A 14,635-nucleotide genomic window follows, 5' to 3' on the forward strand; every position below is an offset into this window, starting at 1 on the left:
CGCCGGGGTCCGGGCCCTCGCGGGCGCGGTGAGGGCCCCCCGGGCCGGAAAACCCGTGCGGCCACGTACCATGGCGGCATGTCCTTCCTCCGCCGCCACCGCGCCGCCACACCCGCCGGCCCGGACTTCGACGTCCTGGCCATGGACCCGGGGGACTGGCCGGGCAATCTCGGGGCCGGGCTGCTGCCCGCGCCCGACGGCAGCTGCCAGGGCGTCTTCCTCCGCTACGACCTGTTCGGCGGACGCGGCCCCGCGATGATCATCGGCAACCTCCCCGAGGGTTCCCCCGCCCGGGACCTCTCCGAGGGACAGGTCCCCTTCGAGGTGGCCCAGCTCCTCGACGCACTCGAGAACGACGAGGACGTCGAGGTCACCGGCGCCGAGGACTGCCCCGTCATGCAGGGCGACAACCTCCTCATCGTCCGGAAGATCAAGCTGTCGGAGTCCCGCATCTCCTGCGTGCAGTTCGACCGCAGCGACAACGTGCTGGTCACCATCGCCAGCTGGGACCGCCCGATCACCGATGACCTCTACGCCCTCCTGAAGCCGCTCCCCGCCGAGCTCTTCCAGCAGGGCTAGGCCGTCCCTTTCGGCCGGGCCTACCCCACGGTGTCCGCGATGTCGTTCGCCGCCACGTAGCCGAACGTCATCGCGGGGCCGATCGTCGATCCGGCCCCCGCGTAGCTGTGGCCCATCACGGCCGCGCTCGCATTGCCCGCCGCGTAAAGGCCCCGGATCACCGAGCCGTCCGCGCGCAGTGCCCGGGCCCGTGCGTCCGTCACGATGCCGCCCTTCGTCCCGAGGTCACCCGGCACGATCTTGAAGGCGTAGAACGGCGGAGCCCAGATCGGCGCCAGGCAGGAGTTCGGCTGCACGTTCGGGTCCGTGTAGTAGTGGTCGTACGCCGAGTCGCCCCGGTGGAAGTCCACGTCGGTCCCGTTCCACGCCTGCGCGTTGAACCGGTTGAGGGTCGCCCGGAGCGCGGCCGCCGGCACCCCGATCTGGCCCGCCAGTGCGTCCCACGTCCACGCCTTCTTCGCCGCCCCCGACTCGTACCAGGAGTCGGGGAAGACGATCGTCGGCAGGACGTCTTTGAACAGGTACTTGTTGCGGTAGTTCTGATCCACGATCAGCCAGGCCGGGATGTGCGAGCCGACCGCGCCCCGGTCCTTCTCGTACATCACGTGGACCACGTCGCTGTACGGCGCCGCCTCGTTGACGAACCGCGCGCCGTTCGCGTTCACGATCAGCCCGCCCGGCAGGGTCCGTTCGGCGAGGCAGAAGTACGGCTCCCCGGGCAGCGGGATCGACGGACCCCACCACGCGTCCTCCATCAGGGCCAGCGCGGCACCGGCCCGCTGCCCGGCCCGGATCCCGTCGCCCGTGTTCTCCTTCGCGCCCACCGACCACTGGGTGCCGATCGGCTGCTGCTGGTATTGGGCCCGCATCGCCGCGTTGTGCTCGAAGCCGCCCGAGCCGATGACCACCCCGCGCCGGGCCCGTACGGTGCCCCGTACGCCCTCCTTCTCCACCACGACCCCGGTGACGGCCCCGCCCTCCTGCACCAGGTCGACCAGCGGGCTGTTCAGCCACACCGGGACCCCGGCCCGCATCAGGCCGGCCCGCAGCCCGGCCGCCAGCGCCTGCCCCATGGTCAGCGGCTTCTGCCCGAGCAGGGCCGCCTCCGTTCCGCGCGCCAGGCACTCGGTGGAGACGGCGAGGCCCTTGGCGCTGACCGCCGCGAGGTTCAGCCACTTGTAGTCCTGGCTGAAGACCACCATCCCGGCCGGGACGGGCATGTACGCGGGGTTCAGACGGGCCAGTTCGGGGCCGAGGATGTTCCCGTCGATCTGGTCCGGTTCGATGGAGCGGCCGTTCGGCAGCCCGCCGGGCAGGTTGGGGTAGTAGTCGCTGTACCCCTCCATGAACCGGAACTTGAGAGGGCTGTTGGCCATCACGAAATCCAGCATCCGCGGTCCGTTGGCCAGGAAGGCCGCCTGGCGGTCGGCCGGCACCTCGGACCCGACGACGGCCGCCAGGTACGTCGCCGCCTTCTGAGGGGTGTCCGGAACGCCAGCGCCCAGGATCACCGAGTTGTTGGGCAGCCAGATCCCCGCCCCCGAACGCGCCGCGGAGCCGCCGAAGGTGGGGGCCTTCTCCACCACCAGCACGCTCAGGCCCCGCTGGGCGGCGGTGAGGGCCGCGGTCATCCCGGAGGCCCCGGCTCCGACCACGACGACGTCGTACTCGCCGAGCGAGGGACCCTCTTGGGCACCTGCGCCCCGCGCCGCGGCGGCCGGGAGCACGGTGGCGGCGAGCACCCCGGCCCCCGTCCCGGCGAGGACGGTACGTCTGGACGGCAGGGCGCCGGGGGAAGTGCGTGAAGCGCTCGCGGACATGGGCAGGCTCCAGCGGTGTGGGGAGGAGGGAGGTGACTCCAGCACGTCTGATGCTGAGTCAGAAAAGTGTTCGGGGGATCATGTGATGTCAAGCCATGTGGCGCCGCCGCCTCCAGTACGCCACCGTCACCAGGCCCAGCAGCGGGCCCCACAGCACCAGAGGGGCGTAGCAGACGTAGAACCACAGAGCCGTCCAGCCGCCCACCTCGCTGGGGAAGTTCGCCGGTATCGGATCACCCTGGATGGTGGTCCCGGCCACCTGCGTCACCACCGAGAGGACGGTCCAGAGGGCGGTCAGCGCGAGGGCACCGAGCGCGGCGGGGACAGCGGCGGCCGCCACCGGTATCCGCCGGCCGCCCAGGACCGGGATCCAACGGGGGACCACCTCTCCCCACGCGGCGACCAGCCCGACGGCCGTGAAGGCCAGCAGCTCGGACACGACCGAGAGGATGACGACATACACCTCGAGCGGCAGCCAGCCCGGCAACCGCCCGCTGTCCGCCCCGACGTGGTCGACGAACAGCAGGCCCAGCCGCCAGAGCCCGGACGGCAGGACGGTGAAGGGGATGGCGTACGCGGCGATCCGCGCCCAGCGCGGAACTCCCGCCATCGGGGTGTGCGCCGCCTTCCAGACGGCGCGCATCCGCCGCACGGGCAGACGGGTCTCGGCATGCACGAACATGGCTTCCTCCGGAGCCGCGGGCACGGATTGCCCGGTCTCCTCCGAAGATCGCAGTCACCCCCCAGGCTGCGGATCCCCCGCGCGAGGGGATCCCACCCCCCGTACGGGGGAGCCCCATCAGCCCGGAGGACCACCTCCACCCGCCCCGCACCGTCGCACCCGCGTACGAGCGAAGTCCCGTGGCGGTGGGAGCCACGGGACTTCGCGTCATGGGGGCGGGGTCAGCGGGTGCCGACCGCCGCTCGGACCGCTCTGCGGGCCATTCCGGCATCGTCGTGCAGGCGGCGCAGCAGCAGCCGCTGCTCCTCGCCCGAGGACAGGGCCCCCGCCGGCAGGGGCTGGACCGGTGCGGTCGCCAGCATGGAGCGCTGGACGGCCGTCTCGGACATCCGGATCTCCCGGGTCAGCACCAGCATCAGGTTGATGAGGAAGGAGTCCCGTACGACCGGACCGGCCGACTGGGCGAGCCGGCTGATCTGGCTCCGCGCGGCCGGGGCGTCGCCCAGGACCGTCCACAGGGTGGCCAGGTCGTAGCCGGGCAGGTACCAGCCCGCGTGCTCCCAGTCGAGCAGCACCGGCCCGGCCGGGGACAGCAGCAGGTTCGACAGGAGCGCGTCACCGTGGTTGAACTGGAGCGAGGCGCCCGACAGCTTCACACCGTGCAGCAGCTTCTGGAGGTCCCCGAGGTCCCGGTCGGTCAGCAGGCCCAGCTCGTAGTCACGGGCGATCCGCCGGGCGTAGTTCAGCGGGGTCCCGAACAACTCGGCCGGCGGACGCCACTGGCCCAGCCGGACCACCGCGCCCAGGGCCGCCCGCAGGTCGACCCGCGGCGGGGCCTCCACCGGGTGCCGCTGGAGCGCCGCGACGCGGCCCGCCATCCGCTCGACGACCAGTACGCAGTTCTCCGGGTCGGCGGCGATCAGCCGGGGCACCCGGACGGGCGGGCGGTGCCGGACGAAGGTCCGGTACGCTCCTATTTCGTGCCGGTAGCGCTCGCGCCACTCCGGCGAGTGGTCCAGTAAAACCTTCGCGACGGCGGTCATCCGTCCCGTCGTCCCCACGAGGAGGACCGAGCGGCCGCTGCGCCGCAGCACCTGGACCGGGGCGAACTCGGGACAGATCCGCTGCACCGAGGCGAGCGCGGTGCGCAGTTGCGCCCCCTGCGGCCCCGAGAGGTCGATTCTTCCGCTCAGCGGCTGTGAACCGGCACCCGGCATCCGCCGCGCCCGTACGGCGCCCTGCGCCGGAGCCGCGGGGCGGCCGGGTTCGAGGTAGGGGCCCCCGCCCGCCTGGAGCGTGCGGTGCGGCCGGACCGGGGCGGACACGGAGGACGTTGATGCGTACATGGAGTTACGGATCCCTTCGTGCGCCGACGAGTTGCGTACGCCGCCCCGCCGATCCCGTACTTCACCCTGGGGAGTTCCGCCGGTGACCGGGTCGGGGAGGCGCATTCCTACCTGACACCCGGTCGCGGGTGGCGGACCACGAAGCGTGCCCTGGCGAAGCCTGGCGAATATGCACGGGGCCTCTGACGGCGGGCTACTGTCAAATCAGCCGAGAACCTGGGGGCTTGACGTGAGCAAAGGTCCAAACACCCGCTTGAACGACCTGTTCGGCCTGGCCGGCTGGTCGAAAGGCGAGCTGGCGAGGATGGTCAACCGGCAGGCGGCGGCCATGGGCCACCCCCAGCTGGCCACCGACACCTCGCGGGTGCGGCGCTGGATCGACATGGGGGAGACCCCGCGCGAACCGGTGCCCACGGTACTGGCAGCACTGTTCACCGAGCGGCTCGGTCGTGTCGTGACCATCGAGGACCTCGGGTTCGTACGGCAGCGGCGCGCCACCAAACGGCAGCCGGACGGGGCGCAGGAAAACCCCGACGGAATGCCCTGGGCGCCCGAACGCACGGCCGCGGTCCTCACCGAATTCACGGGAATGGACCTCATGCTCAACCGTCGCGGTCTGATGGGCGCGGGCGCCGTGCTCACCGCCGGCTCAGCCCTCAGCAACGCCATGTACGACTGGCTCCACACCGACCCCGCCCCCGCCAAGGAGGCGCAGCGCTTCGGGGAGGCCTTCCAGGCCGACCCGGCGGGCTACGACCGCTACGAGGCGGCCCCGATCGGCTCGCAGGAGATCGAGGCCCTGGAGCGCTCCGTCGAGGTGTTCCGTGCCTGGGACGCCTCCAGAGGCGGAGGACTGCAGCGCAAAGCCGTCGTCGGCCAGCTGAACGAGGTGGGCGGCATGCTCGCCTACCACCACCCCGACCACCTCCAGCGCCGGCTGTGGGGGGTCGCGGCCAACCTCGCGGTCCTCGCGGGCTGGATGTCCCACGACGTGGGCCTCGAACCCACCGCGCAGAAGTACTTCGTCATCGCCGCGCACGCGGCCCGCGAGGGCGGCGACCGGCCGCGCGCCGGCGAGGCGCTCTCCCGGGCGGCCCGCCAGATGGTCCACCTCGGCAAGCCGAACGAGGCCCTGGACCTGATGAAGCTGGCCCAGTCCGGCTCCGGTGAGCAGACCCTGCCGCGCACCCGCGCCATGCTGCACACCATCGAGGCCTGGGCGCAGGCCGCCATGGGCAAGGGCCAGGCCATGCGGCGCACCCTGGGCGAGGCGGAGGAGCTGTTCGTCTCCGACAAGGGCGATGTCCCGCCGCCGAGTTGGATGCAGCACTTCGACGAGGCGGACCTGCACGGCATGCAGGCGCTCGCGTACCGGACCCTCGCCGACCACGACGCCACGGCGGCGCCCGTCGCGGCCCGCCACGCCAGGGAGGCCCTGCGGCTGCGCGGCGACGGCTACCAGCGTTCGCAGATCTTCGACTACATCTCCATGGCCTCGGCCTGCTTCATCGCCGACGACCCGGAACAGGCGGACCGTTACGCCCGCCTGGCCCTCGTGTCCATGAACGAGACCTCCTCGCACCGGACATGGGACCGGCTGCGCGAGATGTACCGGCTCACCGGCCAGTACGCGGGCTACGCGCGCATCGAGGACCTGCGCGAGGAGATCAAGCTGGCCCTGCCCGACAGCCCCGCGCCACGGGCACGGGGTACGGCCGTCTGAGCCGCCCGACCGGCCGGCCCGCCCCGCGGGTGCGCCTCCACGGCACGGACCGGCGCCCCGCCGCACGAACACGGGAAAGGCCGCGCCCAGTGGCGCGGCCCTTGGCCCCCGACCGATCGGACTCCGGTCACCGTCCCGAGGGACGCGACCTCGATCTCACCCGCCGACCCGTGCGACCAGCACGCACGCGTCGTCCTCGCGCTCGCTCTCCCCGAACTCCTCGATGACCATTCGTACGCAGTCCTGCGCCGACCGCGCCGCCGAGAACCGCGGCGCCAGCGCCAGCAGCCGCTCGGTTCCGTCCGCGCGGCTGAACTCGATGCTGCGCGGCGTCAGTCCGTCCGTGTGCAGGACGAGTACGTCACCCACTTCGAGCCGTTCCTCGGCCTGCCCGTACGAGGCCCCGGAGGTGGCGCCCAGCAGCACGCCCTCCGGCGGCAGCAGGGAGCGCCCGGATCCGCGGCGGAACAGCAGGGGGGCCGGGTGTCCGGCCTGCGCCCAGGACAGGACCCGGCGCGCGGGATCGTAACGGCAGCACACGGCCGAGCCGAGCGCGGGCTGTACGGAGGTCTCCAACAGCTGGTTGAGCCAGCCCATCAACGGGCCCGGTTCGATGCCGGCCATGGCCATGCCGCGCAGGGCGCCGAGCATCATCGCCATCCCGGAGGTGGCGGTCACCCCGTGACCGGTCAGGTCGCCGACCGTCAGCATCGAGCGGCCGTCGGGGAGTTCGAGCGCGTCGTACCAGTCGCCGCCGATCAGCGCGCTGGTGGCGGACGGCAGGTAGTGCGCGGCCAGGTCCAGGGTGCCGGTGCTGCCGTGCGGGAACCGCAGGGAGCCGCGCCACGGGGGGAGCACGGCTTCCTGCAGCTCGACCGCCAGCCGGTGCTCGGTCTGCGCGATCTCCCGCTGGCGCTGCAGCGAGTCACGGGACTCGCGGACCGCCCGCTGGCTCCGGCGCAGTTCACTCACGTCCCGCAGCACGGCCCACATCGAGGCCGTGCAACCGTCGGAGTCGAGTACCGGCTCGCCCCTCATGTGCAAGGTCCGGACCCGGCCGTCGGCCCGGACGATGCGGAACTCGCCGTCGATCGCCTTGCCGTCCACCAGGCAGGCGGTGACCCAGGCGGTGAGCAGCGGCTGGTCCTCGGAGAACAGGGTCGAGCCCAGTTCGTCGAGCGGGAGCGCGCCCGCCTCGGGGGACCGGCCGAAGATCTGGAACAGCTCGTCGGACCAGCTGACCTCGTCGGTCAGCAGGTTCCATTCGGCGCTGCCGACGCGCGTCTGTGCCTCGGGTCCGGCCTCGGGGGCCGCCTGGGGCAGCTCGATGGCCTCGGGCGCCGGCGGCAGCCCTTCCTTGAGCTGGCCCAGGTGTTCGCGGAGGTCGTCGAGGTGGTGCACGGCGAGATCGCACAGCGCGCGCTGCCAGCGGCCCTGGGCGTCGTCGTCGTCCACGACGGTGTCGCGGCGGACCGCGTCCACTTCTCCCCGCAGCCGGCGGGTCTGCGAGATCAGCGCGTCCACCGACCCTGGCTCTGGAGGCTGCGCGGGACGGTCCGCGAACAGGTGGGACGGCATGAGAACTCCGATACAGGCGCGGCACGGCCAAGTCTGAAGGAAGGACCGGTTACGACTGTTGCACAGGCGGCGACGGCGTGTAAGGCGTTTGGCAACATCCGTAACGGTCTTGCTTCTGGCATATGCCGCAGGCCTCCAGGCCTCCCTTCCATGTGCGAATGAATCCGGTCAGCGGCTGTAACTACACGCTGAGCGGCACCGGGTGGATCTCGTCCGCCGGGTGTCCGGTGCGCTCGTGGATGCGCCGCACCGCGTCCGCGGACGGCCCGGTCGACAGGCAGTAGACCGTACCCGCCTCGGGGTCGGCCCATGCCTTCTCGAAGTGCACGCCCTCGTCGGCCTCGATTGCCAGGTCGGCGCGGTGCGCTTCCATCAGCTGTTCGGCCGTGATGCCTTTCATGCCCGTGTGGACATCCATGAAGGTGGCCATCAAGGCGCCTCCTTCCGTTTCCTCCATCGTCCGCCCGCGGCCGGAAACCGGCCTTTCGGCGGAGCCGGATCGATCGTACGGCCGAGGTGTACGAGGCGTCCCCGCCGCTGTACTCGCGTAAAGGCCGAATCAAGGCGGCGCCCTCCGGTACCCCCGAACGAAGGACCCACGCTCTCGTCTGACGGCATGTCGGCCAACCGGCGGCCGTCCGCGGGCTTCCCAGGTCACCCCCTGATCGCTACTCTACGTGCCGGTAACGAGCCGGGGGAGGTCCGCACGAGCGCGGGCCCGCGCAGGGTGGGGACACGACGACATGACCGGGCAGCACCACCCGGAGGGGCACAGCCGCCGCTCCTTCCTCACCTACCTCGTCGCGGCGCCGACCCTCGCCCTGGTCACCCGCGCCGGCGCGGACGTGCTGACCCCGCAGCCCGCCCACGCCGTGGTGCCGACGCTGCCCGCCATCGCCGACGTGATCGACCTCGGCGACCTGTTCATCCTGGCCGGCGCGCCCACCTCGGCCCTGCTGGCCCTCGCCGTCGAGGCGGACGGCACGATCCGCTTCCGGCTGCCGCGCGAGGAGGTCGGCCAGGGCCTCACCACCGCCGTGGCCATGCTGGTCGCGGAGGAGCTCGACGCACCGCTGGCCGATGTACGGGTGGAACTGGACGACGCGCGCCCCGAGCTGCTCTTCAACCAGCTCACCGGATCCTCCAACTCCATCCGCTCCCTCTACGGGCCGGTCCGGCAGTGCGCCGCCACCGCCCGGGCCCGCCTCGTCGCGGCCGCCGCCGCCCGCTGGGGCCTCTCCCCGGCCACGCTGACCACCGCCGACGGGGCCGTCCGCGCCCCCGACGGCCGCACCGCCGACTACGGAGGCCTCTCCGCGGCCGCCGCCGACCCGGGCCTCGTCGTGCTCGGCGCCGCCCCCAAGAAGACGGCCAAGCACACCCTCGTGGGGAAGCCGACCAGCCGCGTCGACGCACGGGCCATGGTCACCGGCGCCCAGCGCTACACCCTCGACCTCGACGTGCCCGGAGCCAAGCCCTGCGTGGTGCGCCGCCCGCCCACCCTCGGCGGCGGCGTCCGCACCGTCGCCAACCTCGCCGCCGTCAAGGCCATGCCGGGCGTCCTGCACGTGGTGACCGTCCCGACCGGGGTCGCCGTCGTCGCCGAGACCTTCGGGCAGGCCCTCGACGCCAAGGCGGCCCTCCAGGTCACCTGGGGCCCCGGCCCCGCCGACCAGCTCTCCGACGCGCAGATCCGTACAAAACTGCGCGCCGCCACCCCGCCGCTGCTCGTGCCGCCGCTGCTGACCCCGTACGTGGACGCCGAATTCGACTTCGCCTTCGTCAGCCACGCCCCGATGGAGACCAACTCGGCCATCGCCGACGTACGGGACGACCGCGCCGAGATCTGGTCCGGCCTCAAGTCCCCGATCGTCGCCCGCGAGACCATCGCCGCCGACCTCGGCCTGCCGCTGGACAAGGTGAAGGTGCACGTGGTCCAGGCCGGCGGCTCCTTCGGCCGCCGGCTCTTCTTCGACGCCGCCCTGGAAGCGGCCCGGATCTCCAAGGCCTGCCGCCGCCCGGTCCGGCTGATGTGGACCCGCGTCGACGACACCCGGCACGGCCGGATGCGCCCCGCCACCCACCACAAGATCCGGGCCACGCACCTCCTCGGCGAGGTCCTCAGCTTCGAGCACCGGGTCGCCGCCGCCGAGACCGACTTCCGGCACGGCCTCGGCGAGATCATCACCGCCACCGCGGCGCACCTGCCGCTCGGCATCGGCAACGCGACCCTCGCCCAGACCCTGTTCCTGACCACGGTCAAGTCCCCGTACCACTTCGGCCTCACCACCCAGGCCCTCACCGAGGTGCCGACCGGCATCCCCACCGGCTCCTGGCGCTCGGTGTACTCCGCCAACACGCGCGGCGCCGAGGAGATCGTCGTCGACGAACTCGCCGCCGCGACCGGCAAGGACCCGTACCGCTTCCGGCGCACCTTCCTGAAGACGGACGCGCAGCGCGCCGTACTCGACAAGGTGGCGCAGGAAGGCGAGTGGGGGCGGCCGATGCAGCCGGGGTGCGCGCAGGGCATCGCCTTCCACGAGGAGTACAAGTCCCGTACCGCGTGCCTGGTCGAGATCGACACCCGCGATCCGGAGCACGTCCGCGTGACCAAGGCCGTCATCGCCGTGGACGTGGGTCTGCCCGTCAACCCGCGCGGGCTGGAGGCCCAGATGATCGGCGGCCTCACCGACGCCATCTCCACCACCCTGCGCGCCGGCATCCACATCGACAAGGGACTGCCGATGGAGGGCAGTTACAGCCAGTTCCACTGGGCGAAGCAGCGGGACACGCCGCGCGACGTACGGGTCTTCGTGCTGCCGGCCACCGGCGAGGAGCCCGGAGGCGCGGGCGAGCTGGGCGTCCCCGCGGCGGTCGGCGCGATCGCCAACGCCTGGGCCCGGGCGACCGGCTCCAAACCCCGCAGCTTCCCGCTCGACTTCGACGTCGACTTCACCCCCTACCCCCGATAGTCCGAACCGGATCCAGGAGTACGCCGTGCCCTCGCACACCTTCACCGTCAACGGGCAGAGCGTTACCGTGGACGCCCCCGACGACCTGCCCCTGCTGTGGGTGCTCCGCGACATGCTCGGGGTCCGCGGCCCCAAGTACGGCTGTGGCGTGGACGTCTGCAAGGCCTGTACCAGCCACCTCGACGGTTCCGACATCCGGCCGTGCGTGGTGCCCGTCTCCGCCTGCGCGGGCAAGGCGGTGACCACCATCGAGGGGCTGGCGAACGGGGACGACCTGCACCCGGTGCAGGAGGCCTGGCTCGAACAGGACGTGGCCCAGTGCGGTTTCTGCCAGCCCGGTCAGATCATGGCGGCCGTGGCCCTGCTGCGGCGCACGAGCGAGCCCACCGACGAGGACATCGACGCCATCGCCAACATCTGCCGTTGCGGAACCTACTTCCGCATCCGCGAGGCCATCCGCAGCGCGGCGGCGAAGATGTAGCGGAGGCGGGTCCGCCGCGTTGCCGGAGCGCTGGTCGGGGTCGGCGGGGAGATGCGCCCGCGGGCCGCGCCGAACGGCATGCCCCGTTCGGGGGCCCCGAGCCGGAGCCCGCCGCCCACGGGGTCGGCACCGGCTGGGCCCGGGCGGCGGGCCGAGGGGTTCGCCGGGTGACACAGCCGCCAAAAGGGGCGAATCACGTAAAGCGTGCACGATCATGCCTGGATGAGGCGTATCAATGTGAAACGCGTGCTGGTCGGTGAACCTCTCGACACCGCCAGGATGGGCGAGACCCTGCTGCCCAAACGGCTCGCCCTGCCGATCTTCTGCAGCGACCCGCTCTCCTCGGTGGCATACGCCACCGAGGAGATCCTGCTGATCCTCGCCCTCGGCGGTGTCACGCTGCTCCACCTCGCCTGGTACGCGGCCGCCGCCATCGTCTTCCTGCTCGTGGTGGTCATCGCCTCCTACCGGCAGACCTGCCACGCCTACCCCAGCGGCGGCGGCGCGTACGTCGTGAGCAAGGAGAACCTCGGACCGACCGCCGCGCTGACCGCCGCCAGCGCCCTGCTCGTCGACTACGTGATGACGGTCGCCGTCTCCGTCGTCTCCGGCGTCTCCGCCATCACCTCCGCCATCCCCGCGCTGAGCGACCACGAAGTGGCCCTGTCCGTCGGCTTCGTGGTGCTGCTGACCGTGATGAACCTGCGCGGCGTCCGCGAGTCGGGCCGGATCTTCGCCATTCCCACCTACGGGTTCGTCCTCGTCATCTACCTCATGTTCGCCTTCGCCGCCGTACGGCTGGCGACCGGCGAGACCATCCGCGCCGAGTCCGCCGACCTGCCGATCACCGAGGCCGGCACCTACACCGGAATCGCCCTCGTCTTCCTCGCGCTGCGCGCCTTCGCCTCCGGCTGTACGGCCCTCACCGGCGTCGAGGCGATCAGCAACGGCGTCCCCGCCTTCCAGAAGCCCAAGGCCAAGAACGCGGCGACCACCCTCGCCGCGATGGGCGTGCTCTCGGTGACCATGTTCGTGGGCATCACCGCCCTCGCCATGACGTACAAGGTGCACGTCGCGGAAGACCCCACCGAACTGGGCCTGGCCCCCGGCACCCCGATGTCCACGGCCCTCGCCCAGATCGGCCGCGCCAGCTTCGGCGACTGGCACGTCCTCTTCTACCTGCTCCAGGCCGTGACCGCCGGCGTGCTGGTCCTCGCCGCCAACACCGCCTTCAACGGCTTCCCGATGCTCGCCTCGATCCTGGCCAAGGACCGGTACGCGCCCCGCCAGCTCTTCAACCGGGGCGACCGGCTCGTCTACTCCAACGGCGTCGTGCTCCTCGCACTCGTCGCGATCGGCCTCATCGTCGCCTTCGACGCCAACCTGACCCGCCTCATCCAGCTCTACATCATCGGCGTCTTCGTGTCCTTCACCCTCTCCCAGGCGGGCATGGTCCAGCACTGGCGCAGGGAGCTCGCCTCACCCGCCACCCCGCAGGAGGAGCGCGTCCACATCCACCGCCGGCTGGCCATCAACGCGGTCGGCGCCGTCATGACCGCCCTGGTCCTGGTCATCGTCCTCATCACCAAGTTCACGCACGGGGCCTGGCTGGTCGTCATCGCGATGCCGCTGCTGTTCCTCGGGATGAAGGGGGTGCGCCGCCACTACGACCAGGTGGCGCAGCAGGTCGCCATCGCCCCCGACGCGAAGCCGCGCAAGCCCGCCCGCCACCACGTCCTCGTCCTGGTCGCCAATGTGCACGCCCCCACGATGAAGGCCCTGGGCTATGCGCAGGGCCTGCGCCCCGACACCCTGACCGCCGTCACCGTCGCGGCCGACGAGGAGGAGGCGGACCGGCTGCGCGAGGCCTGGACGGAGCACGACCCGGGGATCCCCCTGAAGATCCTGCACTCCCCGTACCGCGAGGTGGTGGCCCCGATCCTGGCCCACGTGGAAGAACTGGCCGGCGACTCCTCGACGGACGTGCTGTCGGTGGTCATCCCGGAGTACGTCGTGGGCAACTGGTGGGAGCAGCCGCTGCACAACCAGAACGCGCTGCGGCTCAAGGCGCGGCTGCTGTTCACCCCCGGGGTCGCGGTGATCGACGTACCGTACCTGCTGGAGTCGGCGGGCAAGGAGGGGTAGGGGACTGCGCCGCGGCGCCCTGGACCACCGCGGCGTGAGCCAGCGTCAGCTCCACCACGTGCCGCGGGTCGGCGAGGGAGCGGCCGGTGAGCTGTTCCAGGCGGCGCATCCGGTTGGAGACGGTGTTGCGGTGGCAGTACAGCCGCTGCGCGGCGGACGTCGTGGAGCCGCGGCAGTCCAGCCAGGTGCCCAGGGTGGTCAGCAGCAGCCGGCGGTCCTCCGGGGGCAGCGCCAGTACGGGCCCCAGCACCACCCTACGCAGCCGGCCCGCGAGTTCGGCCTGGGCCGCGACCAGCGCCGCGGGCAGCCCCTCGTCGAGCAGCGCGGTGCGCGGGCCGCCGGACGCGGGGGCGGTGCGCAGCGCCAGGGCCGCCAGCCGGTGCGCCCCGGCCAGCTGGTCCGGCGCCTCCACGACGGGGCTGACCCCCGCTCGGACTGCGAGCGGCGCGAGCAGGTCCCGTACGGATTCCAGCGGATGGTGGCCCAGCACCACCAGGCCGGTCTCCCCGTCGGCGCGGACCCGCCACAGCACGCGCGGCGCGCCGGTGGCCCCGGGTCTCTCCGCGGGCCGGGAAGGATCGTCCGGGGCGGCCACCACGACCACCGCGAAGCGGCCCCGCTCGGGCAGCCCCAGCCGCGCCGCGGCCTCGGAGGCGGTGGGCCCGTCGGTCGCGGCCGCGCCGTCCAGCAGGGCGTCGAGCAGGGCCGCGCGGCGCTCCCGGTCGCGGTCGGCGCGCGCGGCCTCCGTACGCCGGTAGGACTCGGACACCGCGTCCGTCATCTGGTCCAGTACGTCCCACAGTACGGGCGCGCCCGGCAGCAGCCGGGGCAGCGCCGCCCGGTCGTAGGAGGCCACCGCCTCGGTGAGGGTCTGCCAGAGCAGCCGCCCGCCGCGGCGGTAGGCGCGCAGCAGCGAGGTGAGCGGCAGCCCCTGCTCGGCCCGCAGGGTGCCGGTGGCCCGGGCGTCGGCGAGGTCCACGGGCAGCCCGCGGGAGGTGCGGACCAGGCCCTCGACCCCCTGGCGGAGGGCGTGGTGGATCCGCTCGCGCAGTTCTGTGCGGCCGAGCAGGGCGGCGTACGCGGGATCCTCGGCCAGCGTCCGGTCGGCGAGCCGGTCCGCCGCCACGGCGATCCGGCGGGTCAGGTCCTCGCGTATCTCCTCGATGATCCGCTCCATGACGGGCAGCGTGACACGGGGGAGGGCACGGTGGGGAGGGCCCGGAGCGGGCGCATCCGTTACCGTAGACGAAGCACTGCACCTGTAGTGCTTCGTCGTGTGCAGTACTCACCTCCGATCCCCAGGGGCCCG

Annotated in this window: 11 protein-coding genes; 5 read left to right on the forward strand and 6 right to left on the reverse strand. The window is 72.4% G+C overall.

What is annotated here, in order from left to right; all coding sequences use genetic code 11:
* Positions 1-78: 78 nt before the first annotated feature.
* Positions 79-579, forward strand: a complete 501-nt coding sequence (locus ACGFYU_RS05170) for a hypothetical protein (protein ID WP_150520950.1) — start codon at positions 79-81, stop codon at positions 577-579.
* 20 nt (positions 580-599) lie between these two features.
* Here ACGFYU_RS05170 and kstD read toward each other — a convergent pair whose 3' ends face one another.
* The 3 genes from kstD to ACGFYU_RS05185 form a co-directional block, all read right to left on the reverse strand.
* A complete protein-coding gene (gene kstD, locus ACGFYU_RS05175) occupies positions 600-2,399 on the reverse strand; it encodes a 3-oxosteroid 1-dehydrogenase (protein ID WP_393825858.1) in 1,800 nt (599 codons plus the stop codon).
* An 88-nt stretch (positions 2,400-2,487) separates the two neighbouring features.
* Entirely contained in the window at positions 2,488-3,081 is a 594-nt protein-coding gene (locus tag ACGFYU_RS05180) for a hypothetical protein (RefSeq protein WP_393825859.1), read from the reverse strand.
* A gap of 221 nt (positions 3,082-3,302) precedes the next feature.
* Entirely contained in the window at positions 3,303-4,427 is a 1,125-nt protein-coding gene (locus ACGFYU_RS05185; protein WP_393825860.1) for an aminoglycoside phosphotransferase family protein, read from the reverse strand.
* 229 nt (positions 4,428-4,656) lie between these two features.
* Between ACGFYU_RS05185 and ACGFYU_RS05190 the strand changes: the two genes are divergently transcribed.
* Positions 4,657-6,150, forward strand: coding sequence for a hypothetical protein (locus ACGFYU_RS05190; RefSeq protein ID WP_393825861.1), 1,494 nt, complete (start codon positions 4,657-4,659; stop codon positions 6,148-6,150).
* Between the two features lie 156 nt (positions 6,151-6,306).
* Here the strand turns inward: ACGFYU_RS05190 and ACGFYU_RS05195 are convergent, their stop codons facing one another.
* A complete protein-coding gene (locus ACGFYU_RS05195; protein WP_393825862.1) occupies positions 6,307-7,728 on the reverse strand; it encodes a PP2C family protein-serine/threonine phosphatase in 1,422 nt (473 codons plus the stop codon).
* A 181-nt stretch (positions 7,729-7,909) separates the two neighbouring features.
* Positions 7,910-8,158 carry an SCO4226 family nickel-binding protein gene (locus tag ACGFYU_RS05200; RefSeq protein WP_393825863.1) on the reverse strand — a complete coding sequence of 83 codons (249 nt, stop codon included), beginning with the start codon at positions 8,156-8,158 and terminating at the stop codon, positions 7,910-7,912.
* Positions 8,159-8,471: 313 nt separating this feature from the next.
* Between ACGFYU_RS05200 and ACGFYU_RS05205 the strand changes: the two genes are divergently transcribed.
* The 3 genes from ACGFYU_RS05205 to ACGFYU_RS05215 all read left to right on the forward strand — a co-directional run bounded on the left by ACGFYU_RS05205 (position 8,472) and on the right by ACGFYU_RS05215 (position 13,326).
* A complete protein-coding gene (locus tag ACGFYU_RS05205; RefSeq protein WP_393825864.1) occupies positions 8,472-10,700 on the forward strand; it encodes a molybdopterin cofactor-binding domain-containing protein in 2,229 nt (742 codons plus the stop codon).
* Between the two features lie 25 nt (positions 10,701-10,725).
* Positions 10,726-11,181, forward strand: coding sequence for a (2Fe-2S)-binding protein (locus tag ACGFYU_RS05210; RefSeq protein WP_393825865.1), 456 nt, complete (start codon positions 10,726-10,728; stop codon positions 11,179-11,181).
* Positions 11,182-11,403: 222 nt separating this feature from the next.
* A complete protein-coding gene (locus tag ACGFYU_RS05215) occupies positions 11,404-13,326 on the forward strand; it encodes an APC family permease (protein ID WP_393825866.1) in 1,923 nt (640 codons plus the stop codon).
* Here the strand turns inward: ACGFYU_RS05215 and ACGFYU_RS05220 are convergent.
* Positions 13,262-14,503 (reverse strand): PucR family transcriptional regulator, encoded by a 1,242-nt coding sequence (locus ACGFYU_RS05220; RefSeq protein ID WP_393825867.1) that lies wholly within the window; start codon positions 14,501-14,503, stop codon positions 13,262-13,264. The genes ACGFYU_RS05215 and ACGFYU_RS05220 overlap by 65 nt on opposite strands.
* Positions 14,504-14,635 lie beyond the last annotated feature (132 nt).

The sequence above is a fragment of the Streptomyces sp. NPDC048337 genome (assembly GCF_043201175.1).
Classification (GTDB): Bacteria; Actinomycetota; Actinomycetes; order Streptomycetales; family Streptomycetaceae; genus Streptomyces.

Bases quoted from the DNA above. Each gene is read 5' to 3' on its own strand.
- ACGFYU_RS05170 (WP_150520950.1), top strand. From the start codon at position 79: ATGTCCTTCCTCCGCCGCCACCGCGCCGCCACACCCGCCGGCCCGGAC.
- kstD (WP_393825858.1), bottom strand. From the start codon at position 2,399: ATGTCCGCGAGCGCTTCACGCACTTCCCCCGGCGCCCTGCCGTCCAGA.
- ACGFYU_RS05180 (WP_393825859.1), bottom strand. From the start codon at position 3,081: ATGTTCGTGCATGCCGAGACCCGTCTGCCCGTGCGGCGGATGCGCGCC.
- ACGFYU_RS05185 (WP_393825860.1), bottom strand. From the start codon at position 4,427: ATGTACGCATCAACGTCCTCCGTGTCCGCCCCGGTCCGGCCGCACCGC.
- ACGFYU_RS05195 (WP_393825862.1), bottom strand. From the start codon at position 7,728: ATGCCGTCCCACCTGTTCGCGGACCGTCCCGCGCAGCCTCCAGAGCCA.
- ACGFYU_RS05200 (WP_393825863.1), bottom strand. From the start codon at position 8,158: ATGGCCACCTTCATGGATGTCCACACGGGCATGAAAGGCATCACGGCC.
- ACGFYU_RS05205 (WP_393825864.1), top strand. From the start codon at position 8,472: ATGACCGGGCAGCACCACCCGGAGGGGCACAGCCGCCGCTCCTTCCTC.
- ACGFYU_RS05215 (WP_393825866.1), top strand. From the start codon at position 11,404: ATGAGGCGTATCAATGTGAAACGCGTGCTGGTCGGTGAACCTCTCGAC.
- ACGFYU_RS05220 (WP_393825867.1), bottom strand. From the start codon at position 14,503: ATGGAGCGGATCATCGAGGAGATACGCGAGGACCTGACCCGCCGGATC.